Origin of the sequence: Mucilaginibacter sp. (assembly GCF_036568825.1) — a bacterium.
Lineage (GTDB): Bacteria > Bacteroidota > Bacteroidia > Sphingobacteriales > Sphingobacteriaceae > Mucilaginibacter.
The window spans coordinates 1-17,327 of the sequence record NZ_DATCRU010000014.1 but is presented as its reverse complement, the minus strand read 5'-3'; the positions used below and the strand labels follow the sequence as shown (position 1 = coordinate 17,327).

General features: G+C 42.9%; 18 protein-coding genes. 10 read left to right on the top strand and 8 right to left on the bottom strand.

What is annotated here, in order from left to right:
- Positions 1-219: 219 nt before the first annotated feature.
- Entirely contained in the window at positions 220-474 is a 255-nt protein-coding gene (locus VIM89_RS03195; RefSeq protein ID WP_488154685.1) for a hypothetical protein, read from the top strand.
- Positions 475-719: 245 nt separating this feature from the next.
- Here the strand turns inward: VIM89_RS03195 and VIM89_RS03190 are convergent, their stop codons facing one another.
- On the bottom strand, positions 720-878 hold the full coding sequence (locus VIM89_RS03190; RefSeq protein WP_488154684.1) for a hypothetical protein: 159 nt from the start codon (positions 876-878) through the stop codon (positions 720-722).
- A gap of 169 nt (positions 879-1,047) precedes the next feature.
- Between VIM89_RS03190 and VIM89_RS03185 the strand changes: the two genes are divergently transcribed.
- From VIM89_RS03185 to VIM89_RS03175, 3 genes are all read left to right on the top strand, one after another.
- Positions 1,048-4,572, top strand: coding sequence for a T9SS type B sorting domain-containing protein (locus tag VIM89_RS03185; protein WP_488154683.1), 3,525 nt, complete (start codon positions 1,048-1,050; stop codon positions 4,570-4,572).
- Between the two features lie 179 nt (positions 4,573-4,751).
- Positions 4,752-4,907 (top strand): hypothetical protein, encoded by a 156-nt coding sequence (locus tag VIM89_RS03180; RefSeq protein WP_488154682.1) that lies wholly within the window; start codon positions 4,752-4,754, stop codon positions 4,905-4,907.
- A 33-nt stretch (positions 4,908-4,940) separates the two neighbouring features.
- Complete coding sequence (locus VIM89_RS03175; protein ID WP_488154681.1) at positions 4,941-5,399, top strand: VOC family protein; 459 nt, start codon at positions 4,941-4,943, stop codon at positions 5,397-5,399.
- A gap of 2 nt (positions 5,400-5,401) precedes the next feature.
- Here VIM89_RS03175 and VIM89_RS03170 read toward each other — a convergent pair whose 3' ends face one another.
- Positions 5,402-6,247 carry a class I SAM-dependent methyltransferase gene (locus VIM89_RS03170; protein ID WP_488154680.1) on the bottom strand — a complete coding sequence of 282 codons (846 nt, stop codon included), beginning with the start codon at positions 6,245-6,247 and terminating at the stop codon, positions 5,402-5,404.
- 222 nt (positions 6,248-6,469) lie between these two features.
- Here VIM89_RS03170 and VIM89_RS03165 point away from each other — a divergent pair, with 222 nt between their 5' ends.
- Positions 6,470-7,042 carry a YceI family protein gene (locus VIM89_RS03165; RefSeq protein ID WP_488154679.1) on the top strand — a complete coding sequence of 191 codons (573 nt, stop codon included), beginning with the start codon at positions 6,470-6,472 and terminating at the stop codon, positions 7,040-7,042.
- A gap of 60 nt (positions 7,043-7,102) precedes the next feature.
- On the opposite strand, the gene VIM89_RS03160 is transcribed toward VIM89_RS03165, so the two are convergent.
- Entirely contained in the window at positions 7,103-7,543 is a 441-nt protein-coding gene (locus VIM89_RS03160; RefSeq protein WP_488154678.1) for a DUF2147 domain-containing protein, read from the bottom strand.
- A gap of 144 nt (positions 7,544-7,687) precedes the next feature.
- Between VIM89_RS03160 and VIM89_RS03155 the strand changes: the two genes are divergently transcribed.
- A complete protein-coding gene (locus tag VIM89_RS03155; RefSeq protein WP_488154677.1) occupies positions 7,688-7,822 on the top strand; it encodes a type II toxin -antitoxin system TacA 1-like antitoxin in 135 nt (44 codons plus the stop codon).
- Between the two features lie 134 nt (positions 7,823-7,956).
- Here VIM89_RS03155 and VIM89_RS03150 read toward each other — a convergent pair whose 3' ends face one another.
- A complete protein-coding gene (locus tag VIM89_RS03150) occupies positions 7,957-8,352 on the bottom strand; it encodes a hypothetical protein (protein WP_488154676.1) in 396 nt (131 codons plus the stop codon).
- A 104-nt stretch (positions 8,353-8,456) separates the two neighbouring features.
- Here VIM89_RS03150 and VIM89_RS03145 point away from each other — a divergent pair, with 104 nt between their 5' ends.
- The 3 genes from VIM89_RS03145 (at position 8,457) to VIM89_RS03135 (ending at position 13,078) form a co-directional block, all read left to right on the top strand.
- Positions 8,457-10,856, top strand: coding sequence for a glycoside hydrolase family 3 N-terminal domain-containing protein (locus VIM89_RS03145; protein WP_488154675.1), 2,400 nt, complete (start codon positions 8,457-8,459; stop codon positions 10,854-10,856).
- Positions 10,857-11,115: 259 nt separating this feature from the next.
- The gene (locus VIM89_RS03140; protein WP_488154674.1) at positions 11,116-12,333 is read left to right on the top strand and encodes an ROK family transcriptional regulator; all 1,218 of its coding nucleotides are present in this window, start codon (positions 11,116-11,118) and stop codon (positions 12,331-12,333) included.
- 88 nt (positions 12,334-12,421) lie between these two features.
- Positions 12,422-13,078 (top strand): NAD(P)-dependent oxidoreductase, encoded by a 657-nt coding sequence (locus VIM89_RS03135; protein WP_488154673.1) that lies wholly within the window; start codon positions 12,422-12,424, stop codon positions 13,076-13,078.
- 97 nt (positions 13,079-13,175) lie between these two features.
- Here VIM89_RS03135 and VIM89_RS03130 read toward each other — a convergent pair whose 3' ends face one another.
- Positions 13,176-13,829, bottom strand: coding sequence for an HAD family hydrolase (locus VIM89_RS03130; protein WP_488154672.1), 654 nt, complete (start codon positions 13,827-13,829; stop codon positions 13,176-13,178).
- 44 nt (positions 13,830-13,873) lie between these two features.
- Between VIM89_RS03130 and VIM89_RS03125 the strand changes: the two genes are divergently transcribed.
- Positions 13,874-14,383 (top strand): DUF3347 domain-containing protein, encoded by a 510-nt coding sequence (locus VIM89_RS03125; protein WP_488154671.1) that lies wholly within the window; start codon positions 13,874-13,876, stop codon positions 14,381-14,383.
- 68 nt (positions 14,384-14,451) lie between these two features.
- On the opposite strand, the gene VIM89_RS03120 is transcribed toward VIM89_RS03125, so the two are convergent.
- The 3 genes from VIM89_RS03120 to VIM89_RS03110 all read right to left on the bottom strand — a co-directional run.
- Positions 14,452-14,664, bottom strand: a complete 213-nt coding sequence (locus VIM89_RS03120; protein WP_488154670.1) for a hypothetical protein — start codon at positions 14,662-14,664, stop codon at positions 14,452-14,454.
- 136 nt (positions 14,665-14,800) lie between these two features.
- Complete coding sequence (locus VIM89_RS03115; RefSeq protein ID WP_488154669.1) at positions 14,801-15,139, bottom strand: hypothetical protein; 339 nt, start codon at positions 15,137-15,139, stop codon at positions 14,801-14,803.
- Between the two features lie 440 nt (positions 15,140-15,579).
- Positions 15,580-17,327 (bottom strand): GH92 family glycosyl hydrolase (locus tag VIM89_RS03110; protein ID WP_488154668.1); only part of this gene is annotated, 1,748 nt, incomplete at its 5' end.

Below are 17,327 nucleotides of genomic sequence, written 5' to 3'. Positions count from 1 at the left end.
GTAACACCTGTACGCAAATATTCATCGCACACTTTTCGCTTAAATGCCTCATTAAAAATCTGAGCTGGCAAACGCTCTTTTGCTGTCTTTTGTCCTTTCATCTTTGTTTACTTTGTGTAAACCTATTTCAGGACAAGACATGCATAATAGTCCGAAGTCAAAGACTTTGGACACCTGGGGAGCTGAACAAGTTTTACAAATTTCAAAAACACATTTCTAATGAAAAAAATTAGAATCCAAATTCAAAATTGTAGCAATGATTGTTTGTCAATAACGAAGGAACCGGAAGCCATAGAGGCATTTATTAATGTAAACGATGTCGTTGAAGTTGAAACGAATGAAGAAGAAGACAACATCTTAATTAATGTTGGTAAGAATGATAATGGAACAATTTACATCCAAATATGGGATGCCCTCAACACAAGCTACTCTATATATCATAAAGGAAAAAATATGTTTGAAGAGTATCTATAGTGATAGTATAGGTAGTGTTATTGTTCACAGCGTTCACGTTCAGTGCGTGAACGCTTGTGATAAAGAAATCCCGGTGTTTAACCGGGATTTCTTTGAAAAGTGCGATGGTGCCGCACGTGATGCATGTGCTTGAAATGATGATGGTAACGATGATGGCGGGTTTGCGCTTGTGATGCGAAGGTCAGCATCGTTAATCCGGCTATTGCTAATACTTTTAAATATTTCATAAACTGGTTGTATTAGAATTAATAATTACGATAGTCGTGATCATGATCATGGTCGTGATCGCGGTGGTCATCATCCCTGTGATGCCTGTGATTCTCCCTGTATTCAACCGAGCAGCTCGACATAGCTACTGATGCAAAAATCAGCAAGGCTATTAATCTTATTATTTGCTTTTTCATGGTAGTATTATTTTTTATAGATGTATTGATACAACCATCGGGCATCAAAATGGTTTCTATTTTTCTTACTCGCTCAGCTGTATACGCGTTGAAAAACCTTCTTCTTCCAGGCTCATTAGCAACCTATTAATGTTTTAATTCGTACTTTTAGCTGCGCAAGAGGCATAGTATGAACGTCGGTCCCCAGGTTAATAAACTTCTGTTTTTCATCGTTCTGGTCATACTTTATGGTTTGGATCCTAATTTCGCCCAAGGCCAGGTTGTTGTGCCCGATCAAATCATTCCCAACGGTACATTATCAAACTCAGTAATTTTTCCGGGTTCTGGTTGCGTTTATAATTGGGCTAATAGCAATCCTGGTATTGGTCTAGCTGCAAGCGGTACTGGCAATATTTTATCATTCAAGGGCGTTAATACCGGTACCACTCCAATTACTGCTACTATCACTGCAACACCTGCCAGCTCTGGCTTTGCTTATATAACCGATGATGGCTCAAATAGCGTCGCTGTGATCAGTACACTTACACATACGGTAACAACAACTATACCTGTAGGAGTAGAACCATGGGGAGTAGCGGTTAATCATAGCGGAACATACGTGTATATTGCTAACGCAAGCCAGACAGGTACGGTTTTGAATGCCCGCGGTTCAGTCTCTGTAATTGATGCGTCGGCAAATGTCGTAATAGCTACAATTCCTACAGATGAAACGCCACTTAATTTAGTAGTTAGCCCCGATGATAGTAAAGTGTATGTAGGTAACATTAATAGTGGAACTGTTTCTGTGATTAATACTTCAACCAATTCAGTTGAATCCAGCATTTTTGTAAGCGCTCCTGGCGCAATGGCAATTAGTCCGGACGGTAAATGGCTCTATGTAGTATCAAACGATCAAAGTAATCAATTAAACATTATTAACACTGCCAATAATGCCATTGTTAATACGATCAGTTTGAATGGACAACCTATAGAATTGGCTATAAGTCCCGATGGTACTAAGATTTACACTAGCAATCAAACACAGGGAACTATTACAGTTATCAGCCTGTCAACTAACTCTATAGCGGCTACCATTCCTGTACCTGGTACTCCATATGGTTTAACAATCACCCCGGATGGTAGTAAAATATATGTTGCAGATCAATTATTAAAGAGTGTTGAGATCATTAATACTTTAACAAATAGCGTATCATCTACCATTCAGTTAAATAGTGGTAGTCCCGTAGGTATATTTGCGAGTCCGGATGGTAAAGAGGTTTATATAGCTACCCAGGCTCCCGGATTAGTTTATACCATTAATACATCATCCAATTCTATCACCAACACTATAGCTTTAGGCGCCGATGGTGCTATAGCGCTCGGAAATTTCATTTCTTCCGGTTCAGGGTGCAATAGTTCTCCTATAACATTTAAAATAACTGTAAATCCCCCTGTCTCCGCACCAAAATTCACGTACCCAACGCCTGATAATTATACAAAAAATACACCCATAACTCCGATTGGGCCTGCCACTTTAGGCGGGCCGGTACCTGCCACAACCTTCGGGAGTGTGAGCACGCTGGCTGGCGACGGTAACCTCGCCGGTTATAAGGACGGTACAGGTGCTGCTGCGCTTTTTACCAGCTTATGGGGAATAGATGCAGATGCATCAGGCAACCTGATTGTCGCAGATGGCGCCGAGATACGTAAGGTTACCCCGGCAGGCGTAGTTACTACATTGGCCGGGGGACCGCCAAATGGGGTTACCAGCGGCCCCGGATTTCGCAAGTTAGCGGGATTGATCGTTTTGCCCTCCGGCAATGTTATAGTGGGTGATATCGTGAACCATAACCTATGGCAGCTGACGCCGGGCGGTGTCGTTACAAATTTAGCGGGTGCTGCCCTTATTAATTTCGACCCGACAGGCCTTGCTAAAAGCCCGTCAGGTGACATATTTGTAACCGATCAGGCAAACGAAGTCGTCCGGGATTTCAACACGGGTGGGAACTCAAGCATTTATGCAGGCACCCTAAATACAGTAGGTTCAATCAATGCAAGCGCCACTACTTCTACGTTTTATGATCCAACTGATCTTAAAGTGGACGAAGCCGGTGATATTTTTGTAGTCGACCAGTCTAACAACATGATCAGGGGAATAAATGCTGACGGTACTGTTAAGACCGTAGCAGGACAAACCGTCACGGGTTTAACAAACGGCCCTATTGCTACTGCCTTATTTAATAAGCCAATTGCGCTTGCTGTTGATTTGCCTGACAATGTTTACGTGTCTGATTGGAACGGGCACGTGATCAGAATGATTGATGCAAACGGGTACGTGATCTCTGTTGCCGGTGATGTTGTAAGGCCGGTATATGGCGATGGTATAGGTGGTACCGCATCTTTTGTACATGTATCCGGCCTGGTTTATTCAAACGGCGTGCTTTATGCGGCCGACCGCTACAGTGTAAGGAAAATAATTGTCACCGGGTATACCATCGATAAAACATTACCGTTTGGACTTGAATTTGATGGTACTACCGGTATTATTAGTGGCACACCAACAGTCCTCAGTCCGGCAACGCAGTATACCATTACCGGTTATAATACAGGCGGCAGTTATTCTACAACCATTACACTTGGAGTCGACCCTCCACCACCACCTGTAATAACCTACCCGACTCCGGAGGTCTATACGCGTAATACAGCTATTGCTCCTTTGGTTCCAAATACCGGTGCGGGTGGCACTCCTTCATCTACTACAACTTCTGCTGCTTATACCATTGATAAACCTTTACCATTGGGTTTAATACTTAATCCGACAACTGGTATCATTTCGGGCACTCCGTCAGTAATTTCGTTGCCAACAGATTATACGATTACGGCCCATAATGATGGCGGAACAGGTACATTTATTATTAATATCACAGTGGTAGCCCCCATCCTAAATAACGCAATAATCACCTTTAATGCATTACCTGTAAAAACTTATGGAGATGCTGATTTTGATCCGGGGGCGACCAGCGACAACACTGGCGAGCCAATTGTATATAACAGCGACGATCCGACTGTGGCAACCATTGTAAACGGGCAAATACATATAACCGGCGCAGGTACTGCAAATATTACCGCAACACAGCCGGGCGATAATAATTACGATGCGGCATATCCGGTCGTTCAGCCTTTTACTGTAAAGCCATTTCCATTAACTATTACTGCCGATGATCAAACGCGATATTTCGGTCAGCCTAATCCGGCATTTACTTTCAGTTACAGCCCGTTTGCATACAATGAGAATGCATCTAATCTGCTTACACCACCTATAGGGTCAACCACTGCAACGCAGACTTCGGCGCCTGGCCAGTATGTCATCAATACCAGTGGTGCCACTTCAGTAAATTATACGATTACCCAGCTTCCCGGCACATTAACTGTTTTACAAACATTGCCAACCGTCGTGATCCCCAATGCTTTTACACCGAATGGTGATGGTATAAACGATCTCTGGAATATCAAATCCATCGAGGCTTATCCTAAATGTATCGTATCGGTTTACAGCCGATACGGAACACTGGTGTATCAGTCAAAAGGCTATCCGCGTTCATGGGATGGCACAAGCAATGGTACGCCTGTGCCAACCGGTACTTATTACTACATCATCAGTCTGAATGAAGGTGATAGCAAGCCGCTAACCGGTTATATTGCCGTTATCCGTTAAGATCACCCTTTATCTTAAGCCAAAAGAAACTTATTTAGCTGTGACCCGTAATAATCTCAAAATCCATGAGAGGTTACATTATCATACCGAAGTCTGTTCAATGCCACAACTGCAAATATTGTGGATCGCGACCCGTTATTGCTCTTAGCGGTAAAGATGGGTATGTTGTAAAATGCTCTATGAACAGCAATCACTATCGGACACCGGTCGGCCTGATCGATATTGACGATTGGAATGCACATAATGTTCCGACTAATGAGTTTGAACCGGAAAACGACCAAATGGTAGCCTGCTACGACAGCAAACTCAATTATACTTTCTTTTTGCCCGCTTAATATATCTGGTAAGCTTTTTTGTACCTTGCCTGTATGAAAAAGACCAATCTGTTAACCCTCGTATTATTACTATTCGCCCTGACATTTTCGGGAATATGCTACGGGCAGGACAATAAGCCTACCATGAATCACGTGGCCATTTGTGCCCACGATTTAAAAACCAGCGTAGCCTTTTACAGCGATGTAATGGAGCTGACGAAAATTCCAAATCCTTTTCATGATACCGTGCACCAATGGTTCGCTATCGGGCCTAATAATGCGCTCCATGTAATCCAGGCGGGTTGCCCTACTGTAGCTCATGACATTAATAATCACCTGTGCTTTAGCGTACCTTCGATTGAAGAATTCATGAAGCACCTGGACAAATTCAACATTAAATATGGCGACTGGAACGGCACCTACAAGAAAACCCAATTAAGGGCCGATGGTGTGATCCAGATCTATTTCCAGGACCCGGATGGTTATTGGATTGAAGTGAATAACGCCAAATAGCTCTATTTTTCACCGTAAATAATTGTCGCGCCGAAATCAAGTAATGCCCTGCCATTGGTGCTGTTAGCATTAATCAGGGCATACACATCATTCTTAATAGCTGCAACTGTAGCTTCATCTAATTTAGCTAACGTGGCAATTATTGTTTCCGACAACTCAGTCCTGTTTTTCCAGTAAGTATCGGCGTCTATAAAATCAACTTTCCCGGTTATCTCCTGCTCGCCAACGTGTTTGAAACCGGCTTGAGTAAAGATATTAGTCATAACTCCGGGCTTTGCGCAACGGAACATCCCCGGCGCATCCGGGGCAGGTTGCGGAGTTTCAATATATTTACTCATAACGCTTGCCATAATAGTATACCAAAAGTTTTTTTCCGGGCCACTCCAAACTGCTATGGCCACTCGTCCGCCCGGTTTTAATACCCGGTACATTTCATTGGCAGCCTGTTGCATGTCCGGGAAAAACATGAAGCCCATCCGGCTGCTGATTTTGGTAAATGTATTGTCTTCAAACAGCAATGCACAAACATCACTTGGTGTTGTACTATAGTTTTTCAGTCCTTTGGCTGCTGCATTTGCTTCAGCTATTTGCAGCATTTCTTCCGATAGGTCGGTTCCGGTTACCTTCCCGTTTTTGACAATCGCTGCAATCGTTAATCCGGGTTCACCGGTTCCGGCAGCAACGTCCAAAACAATATCGTCTTCTTTTATTTTGAGCCGTTCAATAATTGCATCACCCATCGGACGCATGAATTGCATAATAAACTGATTCCATATTTTCCACCCGGGTGAAACTTTGTTCCACAACTGCTTTTGCTGCTCGCGGATTTGTTCTTGCTGAATCTCCATAGCTGACATTCTAAAGAAGCTAATTTAACACACCGTTTTAACTATCAATACTTTGCAATGACAAATGACATAGAAATGTTATTTTTTAATCATAGCCGATAAAGACTATAAATTATATAGAATAAATTTTACATTTATCAGACTTATTGAAAATAAATGTTTAAACATATAATTATACATTTGCGTCAATTATTTGAAAACAACCCATAATTAAGAAACTAAATGAAAAAGATTATTTTATCAGCTGCCATTATCCTGATGAGCACCGCAGTATTCGCACAAACGTGGAAAGTAAACAAAGCGCATTCACACTTTACTTTCACTATCACTCACTTGGCCGTATCAGATGTTGACGGCGTATTTAAAGATTTTGATGCTACCATCACTGCTTCAAAACCAGATTTCAGCGATGCCAAAGTTGAATTCGTTGCACAAACAGCTTCTGTAAATACAGGTGTTGATCAACGCGACGGCCACCTGAAAAGCCCCGACTTTTTTGATGTAGCTAAATACCCTACTGTTAATTTCGTTAGCACAGGTATCAAAACTGCTTCGACAAATCACTACAAGCTGACCGGTAACTTAACTTTAAACGGTATTACCAAACCGGTTACACTTGACCTGGTATATCGTGGTACTATCACTAACCCGATGACCAAAGCTCCTGATGCAGGTTTCTCAGTTTCTGGTTCGATCAACCGTTCTGATTTTACCTTCGGCAGCAAATTCGGTTCGCCAATGCTGAGCGACGAAGTTACTTTCAAAGCTTCAGGCGAGTTTGACAAAGCAAACTAATAAGAATTTATATTGATTAACTATTACAGAAGCGTCGCGGAGATTCCGGGACGCTTTTTTTTATACTCTCTTAAAGACCATGGTGCGGCCTATGAGTTTTAAATGCCAGTAACCTTTCACTTTCATGGTTCCATCCTTGTCGATATATCCCGCAGCATCCCATTCTTTACCATGTTGCGCATCATATATTCTGCCGCCTTCCCAGGTATGGCTGCTCCAATCGTAATGAAGTCCCCTTAATATTTCGAGGCCTAATATTTTACGGTTACGCAAAGCTGGATTAGGGTTATGCTTATCACGCCATTCATCCATCGGCTTGCTTGGATCATCGTTAAACCATATTATTTTGGCTTTAAACTGTTCCTTCTCCTTATAAACTTCTACCATCAGCTTTTTGTCAGACGATAACCATTTGCCCAGTATCCGGTCGCTTTCGGGCACAGTAGCATGAGATTGAAAATTTAAACCGACAAAAAACAGGAGAGATAGAATTTTAAACATAGCAGATAAACGGATAAACGGCACAGCGGTTTTGCAAATATCCGATATAAAACGTGGATATCAACGTTTAATTACACAACCCGCCGAAACGAAGTGGTAATTAAAATATCATTTAGTACATAAAATATACTTATATTTATAAATATGAAAAAGGCGTCAAAATTGAGATTAACCTCCTTAAGAGATCAGGAAGTTTTTTTCAATATTGTCGTTAATCCTCCAAAACCCAATGAAAGCTTAAAGAAGGCTTTTAAGAAATACCAGCAAACTCGCGGATAGTGTCAGGGTGTTTATCCCTAAGGGTACAATAGCATAACTGTCTCAACATTTCCTAAAAGATATATTATACTTCGCAGGCTCTTGTTTATCGTTTCCCTCTTGTCGGAAGGAAGTGAATCAATATATAAAGACAATCATTCAGATAATATTTCTCGCAGCGCATTAAACCATTGTTTATCCTTGGCTATACCTATTAGACTATAGTCTATTATTAAATAAACGACTTTTTGTGTACCACCGCCATAATAACTTACCCTGAGCGGTTGCCAGAAAACACCTGCATTTTTAACGTAAGATGACTTATAAACCTCATCGAAGCCCAGGTATAACTGGTTAAGATCTGTTAACGGGATATTAAGATCAATATCTCCATTAATAATTAAACTATTATTGGTCAATATAATTTCGCCTTCATGATGATGCAGAGGCTTTACGAAAGAAAATAGAGCATGGATTTCATCTTCTAGTCCGGCTTCTGCAATCTCATCCGTATAGCTCCATAAAACATGACCACACATTAATATATTCATTTGATAAATATAAATCCCGAAACCGAACTTCCGAAATCCGAAATTGATACGGTGTATCTCCTACACTCTTTATATATTTGAACATAAACCTATATTTCATCTCCATGAAAAAACTGCTACTGCTGCTGCCACTGCTACTATTGTCACTTAACACGCCAGCTCAGCAAAAAAACATCTACCATAAAGGCTGGATCGATTTTAATAAGAACGGCAAGATGGATGTATTTGAAGATCCATCCCAACCGATCGATAAACGTATCAATGATCTGCTGAGCCAGATGACTGTTGAAGAAAAAACCTGCCAGTTAGCCACGCTTTATGGTTACAAACGGGTTTTGAAAGAGGAAATGCCGGCCGAATCGTGGAAGCACGAGGTTTGGAAAGACGGCATCGCTAATATTGATGAGGAGCTAAACAACCTTACTTCACATACTGACGCCGCCCCTACCCAATACTCCTACCCTTACAGCAAACATGCCGAGGCGATCAACACCATACAACGCTGGTTTGTGGAAGAAACCCGTATAGGCATCCCGGTTGATTTTACCAACGAGGGCATCCACGGTCTTAACCACGACCGCGCCACATCGCTGCCTGCCCCTATCGGCATCGGCAGTACATGGGATAAGAACCTTGTTCGTCAGGCAGGTCAAACTGTAGGCCGTGAAGCAAGAGCCTTAGGTTATACCAACGTGTACGCTCCTATCCTTGATCCGGCCCGCGATCAGCGCTGGGGACGTGTGGTGGAATGCTATGGCGAAGACCCATTCCTGATTGCTGAATTAGGCAAGCAAATGACTTTGGGTATTCAGGAAGAAGGCGCGGCATCAACCCTAAAACACTTTGCTGTTTATAGTGTGCCTAAAGGTGGTCGTGATGGCGCTGCCCGTACCGATCCGCATGTGGCACCCCGCGAGATGTACCAGATATATCTTTACCCATTTCGTCGGGTGATCCAGGAAGCACATGCAATGGGTGTAATGAGCAGCTATAACGATTGGGATGGACAACCCATAACCGGCAGCTATTATTTCCTGACTGAATTGCTGCGTCAAAAGTTTGGCTTCAATGGCTATGTCGTATCTGACAGTGAAGCGGTTGAATATCTTTACTCCAAACACCACGTAGCCGGGGATATTAAAGAAGCTGTTCGTCAGGCCATTGAAGCAGGATTGAATGTCCGTACCAACTTCACCATGCCTCAAACTTATATCATGCCTTTGCGCGAATTGGTAAATGAAGGCAAAGTCTCCATGAAAACACTGGACTCGCGCGTAGCGGATGTGCTACGGGTGAAATTCAAATTAGGTTTGTTTGATGAGCCTTACGTTAAAGACCCGAAAGCTGCCGATAAGATCGTTCATACCGCGAAAGACCAGGCAATGGGTCTGCAAATGAACCGCGAGAGCATGGTATTGTTAAAAAACGCAAACAACCTGCTACCATTAAATAAATCTGCTCTTAAAAAGATATTAGTAACCGGTCCGCTGGCTGCTGAAACCAATTATGCCATCAGCCGATATGGACCATCGCATAACCCGGTAACCAGTGTACTTGATGGAATCAAAAATTATGTAGGCAATAACGCACAGGTAAGCTACATAAAAGGCTGCGCCATTGTAGACGCCACCTGGCCCGAAAGTGAGATCATCGAAACACCGCTTACTGTACAGGAACAATCTGGCATCGATTCGGCTGTAAATCAAGCTAAACAATCAGATGTGGTGATAGCAGTTGTTGGCGAGGATGTCGACCGTGTTGGCGAAAGTCTCTCACGGACTGGTTTAAATTTACCCGGTCGCCAATTAAAGCTGATACAAGCCTTGCAAGCAACAGGCAAACCGGTTGTGATGGTGATGATCAACGGGCAACCGCTTACCATCAACTGGGAAAACAAATATGTCCCTGCCATCCTGGAAGCCTGGTTTCCTGGCCCCGAGAGTGGTAAGGTGATAGCCGAAACGCTCTTTGGCGATAACAACCCCGGAGGTAAACTATCCATCACCTTCCCGAAAACTACCGGGCAAATTGAGTTTAACTTCCCTTTCAAACCAGGCTCGCAAGCAGGACAAGGCGGTGCCAACAGTTGGGGAAAAACCAGTGTGAACGGAGCTCTTTATCCATTCGGTTACGGTTTGAGTTATACTACTTTCGATTTCAGCAACCTGCAGGTATCGCCTGAAAAGGAGCATCAACAGGGCGATGTTAAAGTAACTGTCGATGTAACCAATACCGGTCAGCGTAAAGGTGACGAGGTAGTCCAGTTGTATTTGAAACAAGAGATTAGTGATGTAACCACTTATGAATATGATCTGCGTGGCTTCGAGCGTGTTACCCTTAATCCCGGTGAAAAGAAAACAGTAGAGTTCACCCTGCACCCTGACGATTTGGCTATACTGGATAAAAACATGAACTGGACCGTTGAACCGGGTAAGTTCCAGGTGATGATCGGTAATTCGTCTGAGGATATTAAGCTAAAAAAGGAATTTGAGGTAGAGAAGTAAGTTGAAGTCTGATGTCGGAAGTCCGAAGACATCATCCTTGGCTCATTTATAACGAGCGCCTGAAATGCTCTTCCGATCGTATTGCAATAATCTTTTCTCTGGTATTATTTTTTACAAATCCTATAAAAACCGCTAACCCAAAATCAATAGTGTATTTGTTACAACCAATAATTTGCAGATTATTTTCTAATTACATACTTTTATAAATATTTTAAGAAGTTTTAGTGCTTTCTAAAGCTCTGTTAACCTAAATTATTTGATGGAAATAAAGCCAAAGACTGTAAAAAGCGCTCAATTAAAGAATTTGATCGTTAAACAGCTGTATTTTGATACGGCCCTATCCTGTGCCGAATTGAGCGAACTTTTTGATAAAAGTATCCCTTCTATCACAAAAGCAGTCAACGAACTGATTGCCGAGGGTTTTGTTGTAGAACATGGTTACGCGCCGTCAAGCGGTGGGCGGCGACCTTTGTTATATTCCATCAAACCGGATGCGATGTACATACTGGCCATTGCAATGGACCAGCTTTCTACACGCATCCAATTGCTCGACCTGCTGAACAGACCGGTTGCCGAATCCATGACTTTCGATTTGAAGTTGCTTAATAACGATGCGGCGTTGGCCACACTGGTAAAAAGCATCAATAATTATATCCTGAAATCGGGCATTTCAAAAGAAAAAATTGCCGGGATTGGTATGGGCATGCCGGGTTTTATCAATGTTCGCCAGGGCATCAATTATACTTATCTTAATGCTGGTAACAGGAGCCTTGTCCAGTACTTGCGCGACGAGATCGGACTGCCTGTTTACATCGATAACGACTCGAGCCTTATCGCACTCGCCGAGCAGCGTTTTGGCATAGCCAAGTCCCAGCAAAATGTTATGGTGATCAACCTGGGCTGGGGCATTGGCTTGGGTATGATCGTTAATAACGAAATATTCAGAGGACACAATGGTTTTGCAGGTGAGCTGAGCCATATTCCGCTATCAGATGATGATGCACTTTGTGCCTGCGGTAAACGTGGCTGTCTTGAAACCGTCGCTTCTATGCAAGTCGTAGCCGAAAAAGCAATAGAAGGCATAAACAGCGGCAGGGCCACCAGTGTAAAAGATACTGATTCTGTTGCATCCAAGGCTTTGCTTGATGATATTCTGGATGCAGCCGGTAAAGGCGATCAGTTTGCTATCGAACTACTTTCCGATGCAGCATATAAAATAGGTAAAGCACTGGCTATCCTTATCCATATCATGAATCCTCAGGCTATTGTATTAAGTGGTCGTGGGGCGCGAGCCGGAAAAATTCTATTGGCTCCCATCCAACAGGCTTTGCACAAATATTGCATTCCACGCCTGGCCGAAAGTACTCAGTTATTAATATCAGATCTTGGCTTTGATGCTGAGCTGATCGGCGCAGCAGTATTGATGATGGAGAACTTTGAAAAAGAAGTAAAAAGCCTGCCCGTAGTAACTGCTTAATTTAAAGTTTAAACATAACATAAGCTTTATTTTACTCTAATAGCATTTATAGTTAATTTGGTTGCCATCAACCCCATTAAAATTAGCTATGCACATCCTCATCCTTGGTGCAACCGGAAGAACAGGACGGATATTGTTATCCGAAGCATTAAACCGTGGCCATAAGGTAACCGTATTGATAAGTCACAAAGGTGCTTTAAGAATAAAACCCGAATTGGTTGATGTATATGAAGGCACCCCGCTAAACAAATTCACCCTGACCGATGCCATGAAAGGTTGCGATGCGGTTCTTAGCGCGCTCAATATTTCCCGCGTATCCGATTTTCCCTGGGCAAAGCTGCGTACTTCCAAAGATTTTTTGTCAGCATCCATGGGGCATATTCTTGAAGCTTCGAGAGAAAATAAAGTAAAACGTATCATCATTACCACCGCATGGGGCGTTGCCGAAACTCGGAAAGATATTCCATTCTGGTTCAGGTGGCTGATAAAAAACAGCAATATCCGTTACCCGTATTACGATCACGAAAAACAGGAACAATTGCTCCAATCGTCAAATATGGATTGGACCATCGTTCGCCCTGTCGGGCTTACCGACTCCGGGAGGAATCGGGAAGTGAAAGTAACGCTCGACAATCGGCCCAAGCCATCATTTACTATCAGCAGGCGTAATGTGGCGCTTTTTATGCTCGATGTGCTGGAGAAAAATCTTTATAAGAGGCAATGCCCTGTGATATCAGAGAAGTAATCTGAATCAGAATTTACAGAATTATCTAATTTTCAGAATGTATAGCAACAGTTATTCTGTTAATTCTTAAATTCTGTAAATCCTGATTCTGGCAGACTTACACCAACTCCGCCAAATCCCCCAAACTACTAATAGTCGCAACTGCCCCGCCATCAATAGTGCCGAAACCATAATTTGCAAAAATGAAGGGCACACCCGCTTTCGCAGCCGAGTCGCGGTCTCCTTTGGTATCGCCAATATAAACGGGGGCTTTAAGCTGATGGTCGTTTACAATGTCTTTAATATTCTCCGCCTTAGGCTGACCTTTAGTACCATAACATTGATGGCCCGAAAAATATTCTGCTACAGGGCAGTGACTGAGGAAAGTTTCGATATACCCACTCTGGCAATTGCTTACAATGTACAATTTATACTTACCGGCCAGGTATTTAATAGTTTCTGCAAGGCCAGGGTACATATCACCGCCTCTTGAATCCAATATGTCGATCTCGCTTTGCGCACAAATAGCTTTAAAATGATCGCGCTTATCTATTTCCAGATCAGGCAATAGCACTTCAAAAATCACATCATAAGCCATACCGGTGATCGATTTAACACGTTCTACCGTGATAGCTTCTTCTACATAGTCCACCTGCTTTCGGGCTTCTTCCCACGCCAGGGCGACATTGCCTGTTGAATCCCAAAGTGTACCATCCAGGTCGAATATGATGCTATCGAACTTGTCTTTTAATGAATTGCCATTTATTTGCATGGCCGCAAAAATAGTATATTTAAGGCCTAATAAAATTCTATACCATGAAAACTATAAAATATCTTACTGCTGTCATCCTGTTCATAACAGTAACCACTGTAAAAGCTGCCCCTGCCGATCTGCATTCGGCTATCAATAATGTCTATAAAAGCTACCTCGGCATCAAAAATGCGCTGGCAACCGATAACAGTAAAGCCGCAAATGACGAAGCAAAGAAATTCACTGCCGCACTAAAAGATGTGCCTGTAGCCTCGATGGATGCCAAACAAAAAGCAGCATGGACAAAATATGCCGAAAAGCTGCGTTATGATGGCGACCATATCAGCGAATCAACTGCTATTGATCATCAGCGCGAACATTTTGGCAGTTTATCAAGCAATATGTATGAAGTAGTAAAGGCTTTTCAAACCAATGATATGGTGCTTTACAAACAATACTGCCCAATGGAAAAAAAATCATGGCTGAGCGAATCGTCCGCGATTAAAAACCCTTATTACGGTAAAAAAATGCTTGATTGCGGCAGTACTAAAGAGACTATGCCAGCTGCTAAATAATCTGCTTTCAACCACTCTATTTATAATTAAAGGCTCCCGGAAATTCCAGGAGCCTTTTTATTTGACAATTAATTGCCATTGAAACAAGTTGCACCGCAAGTTTTCATATCCGAACAGGCGTCACTACTTGTACATTTTTGTGTCTTGGACTTTTTCAAACAAGTACCCTGGCATTCCTGCTTTGCCTTTTTAGGCTGATTTTTTATCATTTCAGTGCCTTCGGCAAACAGTGTAGCGGCGGCCAATAAAATGGCCAAAGCGCTTAAGCTTATCTTTTTCATTTTATTAAATTTTAAATATTAAAAATTGATTCTGCCTCAACCCAACCCTCTCCTTCGGAGAGGGAGTCATAAAATCTTTCTAAGTCCTCTCCTTCGGAGAGGATTTAGGTGAGGCTATTAGAATAATTTGATTGAATCAGGATAAGCGCGGCGGTCGCCAGCAATCAGATAGATAGTTAGAGAAAATAGGTTCGTTAACTGCCGGCTTCTTAATAACAGATAATTCGAGTGCCTGGTTCCCAAACTCAAATTCTATAGCACGACTGGCTACCGAAATACCACAGGGCACAAACGGATTACAAAAATCGGTATTGCAGGTAGCACTCCCACAAGGCCTTGACGATGTTTGATGTGTCATCTTCTTGCAGCACATCTCCGCACCGCATTTCCCTGCTTTTGTCCTACTCATATGATACAACGGCTGAATGATCAGCACGCTGAAATAGCATATTAATATCGTGGCGATGACCTTCATTAGTACAAATATAGATATAACCTGATCGAGAAAAAATGAGCCTGTAGAAAAAGACTGGGTTGATACCCTTCAAATCATGAAAATTACATTACACAGATTTTCAAGAGCGTTGTCATGCTGAGTAATAAAATCCGGACGCCTCTAAAGGTGAGATGACATAGGGGCGCTGTCACCCTGAGCCTGTCGAAGGGTATGCGGGTAAGGCCTTTGCGCACCGCACTTCGACAAGCTCAGCGTGACACCCAACACAAACATGTCATGGGTAGCGAGAGCGAAGAATCTATCACGACATATCTTGGGAACACAACAGCTTCACGGAATAGATGCTTCACTATCGTTCAGCATGACAAGATGTAAAAATCATGGTTCAGACATAAAAAATCCCCCCGACCACGCCGGGAGGATCTAATCAACCAATTACGCTCAATCCCATAAGCGCATTATCTTTCGTTTGACAGCGAATAAGGGAAATCACTGTCTTTAACACCTCTTTGTTTGTTTGGTGTGGCCGACATGTTATAGTTCAGCACCGCGCCTTGGAGTAATGTTTTGTGATCGAAATAGTTCAAATCATAAGGTTTGCCGTTATAAGTAAGCGTACTCACATATTTATTGGCAGTGCTGTTGTTCGGCGCATTAATGATTACTTTTTTACCGTTTTCCAGGTTTACAGTGATCTTGGTAAACAATGGCGCACCTAACACATATTGTCCCGCGGCAGGACAAACCGGGTAGAAGCCTAATGCAGAGAACACATACCATGCAGATGTTTGGCCGTTATCCTCATCGCCGCAATAACCATCCGGGGTAGCTTTATACATCTTGTTCATAGTTTCGCGGGCCCAGTATTGGGTTTTCCATGGCTCGCCTGCATAATTATACAGGTAGATCATATGCTGAATTGGCTGGTTGCCATGTGCATACTGGCCCATCCCGGCAATCTGCATCTCGCGTATCTCGTGGATTACTTCGCCGTAGTAGCTATCATCAAAAATCGGTGGCAGGGTAAATATAGAATCCAGCTTAGCAACAAACTGCTTTTTACCCCCCATCAGATTAACCAGGCCTTGAATATCGTGAAACACGCCCCAGGTATAGTGCCAACTGTTGCCCTCGGTAAAGGCGTCTCCCCATTTGAATGGATTGAATGGCTTTTCCCATGAACCATCTTTATTCTTACCACGCATCAAACCGGTCGATGGATCGAACAGGTTTTTGTAGTTCATGCTGCGCTTTTTGTAGATGGCAATTTCCGATTCAGGCTTATTAAGCGCTTTGCCCAATTTGTAAATGGCAAAATCATCATAAGCATATTCTAGTGTACGTGCTGCATTTTCGTTGATCTTCACATCGTAAGGCACATAACCCAATTGGTTATAGTACTCTACCCCACGGCGGCCTGCTGCGCGTGGACCGGTATTGTTGGCATCGTGGATCAACGCTTTGTATAAAGTTTCGATATCATACCCACGCAACCCTTTAAGATATGCTTCTGACACGATAGACGCGGAGTTATTACCCACCATTACATCCGCATACCCCGGGCTTGACCATTCGGGCAACCAGCCGCCTTCTTTGTAGTCGTTCACCAGGCCTTCCTGCATTTCTTTATTGATAGAAGGGTAAACCAAATTCAGGAAAGGATACAATGCGCGGAAAGTATCCCAAAAACCGGTACCAGCAAACATGCGGCCAGGCAATACCTCGCCGTTGTATGGGCTCCAGTGTACGATCTCATTTTTAGCATTGATCTCGTACAGTTTGTTCGGGAAGAATAGCATGCGGTACAGACAGGAGTAGAACGTGCGCTGCTGATCGAGCGTTCCGCCTTCAACTTGCAATCTGCCTAAAGTTTTGTTCCAGATTTCTTTTGCTTTTTGACTGGTCGCGTCGAAGCTGTCGTTGCCTAGCTCGCGTTTCAGATTTAGTTCAGCTTGTTCTATGCTGATGAATGATGATGCTACTCGTAAGTGTACTTTTTCGCCTTTTGCTGTTCTGAATCCAATAACTGCACTGGCGTGTTTTGAATGTACTTCTGAAGAATCCACCTGAGTACTGTCGCTAAATAAACGGCTTAACGCAATCGGTTTATCCACATAGATCACAAAGTAGTTTTTAAAATTCTTCAGTGGGCCCCATGAGTGGCGGGTTGAGTAGCCGATGATCTTTTTTTCACTCGGAATTACTT

What these genes read in the sequence shown, in the direction of transcription:
- VIM89_RS03195 (WP_488154685.1), top strand. Translation starts at nt 220, where the DNA reads ATGAAAAAAATTAGAATCCAAATTCAAAATTGTAGCAATGATTGTTTG.
- VIM89_RS03190 (WP_488154684.1), bottom strand. Translation starts at nt 878, where the DNA reads ATGAAAAAGCAAATAATAAGATTAATAGCCTTGCTGATTTTTGCATCA.
- VIM89_RS03185 (WP_488154683.1), top strand. Translation starts at nt 1,048, where the DNA reads ATGAACGTCGGTCCCCAGGTTAATAAACTTCTGTTTTTCATCGTTCTG.
- VIM89_RS03180 (WP_488154682.1), top strand. Translation starts at nt 4,752, where the DNA reads ATGAACAGCAATCACTATCGGACACCGGTCGGCCTGATCGATATTGAC.
- VIM89_RS03175 (WP_488154681.1), top strand. Translation starts at nt 4,941, where the DNA reads ATGAAAAAGACCAATCTGTTAACCCTCGTATTATTACTATTCGCCCTG.
- VIM89_RS03170 (WP_488154680.1), bottom strand. Translation starts at nt 6,247, where the DNA reads ATGGAGATTCAGCAAGAACAAATCCGCGAGCAGCAAAAGCAGTTGTGG.
- VIM89_RS03165 (WP_488154679.1), top strand. Translation starts at nt 6,470, where the DNA reads ATGAAAAAGATTATTTTATCAGCTGCCATTATCCTGATGAGCACCGCA.
- VIM89_RS03160 (WP_488154678.1), bottom strand. Translation starts at nt 7,543, where the DNA reads ATGTTTAAAATTCTATCTCTCCTGTTTTTTGTCGGTTTAAATTTTCAA.
- VIM89_RS03155 (WP_488154677.1), top strand. Translation starts at nt 7,688, where the DNA reads ATGAAAAAGGCGTCAAAATTGAGATTAACCTCCTTAAGAGATCAGGAA.
- VIM89_RS03150 (WP_488154676.1), bottom strand. Translation starts at nt 8,352, where the DNA reads ATGAATATATTAATGTGTGGTCATGTTTTATGGAGCTATACGGATGAG.
- VIM89_RS03145 (WP_488154675.1), top strand. Translation starts at nt 8,457, where the DNA reads ATGAAAAAACTGCTACTGCTGCTGCCACTGCTACTATTGTCACTTAAC.
- VIM89_RS03140 (WP_488154674.1), top strand. Translation starts at nt 11,116, where the DNA reads ATGGAAATAAAGCCAAAGACTGTAAAAAGCGCTCAATTAAAGAATTTG.
- VIM89_RS03135 (WP_488154673.1), top strand. Translation starts at nt 12,422, where the DNA reads ATGCACATCCTCATCCTTGGTGCAACCGGAAGAACAGGACGGATATTG.
- VIM89_RS03130 (WP_488154672.1), bottom strand. Translation starts at nt 13,829, where the DNA reads ATGCAAATAAATGGCAATTCATTAAAAGACAAGTTCGATAGCATCATA.
- VIM89_RS03125 (WP_488154671.1), top strand. Translation starts at nt 13,874, where the DNA reads ATGAAAACTATAAAATATCTTACTGCTGTCATCCTGTTCATAACAGTA.
- VIM89_RS03120 (WP_488154670.1), bottom strand. Translation starts at nt 14,664, where the DNA reads ATGAAAAAGATAAGCTTAAGCGCTTTGGCCATTTTATTGGCCGCCGCT.
- VIM89_RS03115 (WP_488154669.1), bottom strand. Translation starts at nt 15,139, where the DNA reads ATGAAGGTCATCGCCACGATATTAATATGCTATTTCAGCGTGCTGATC.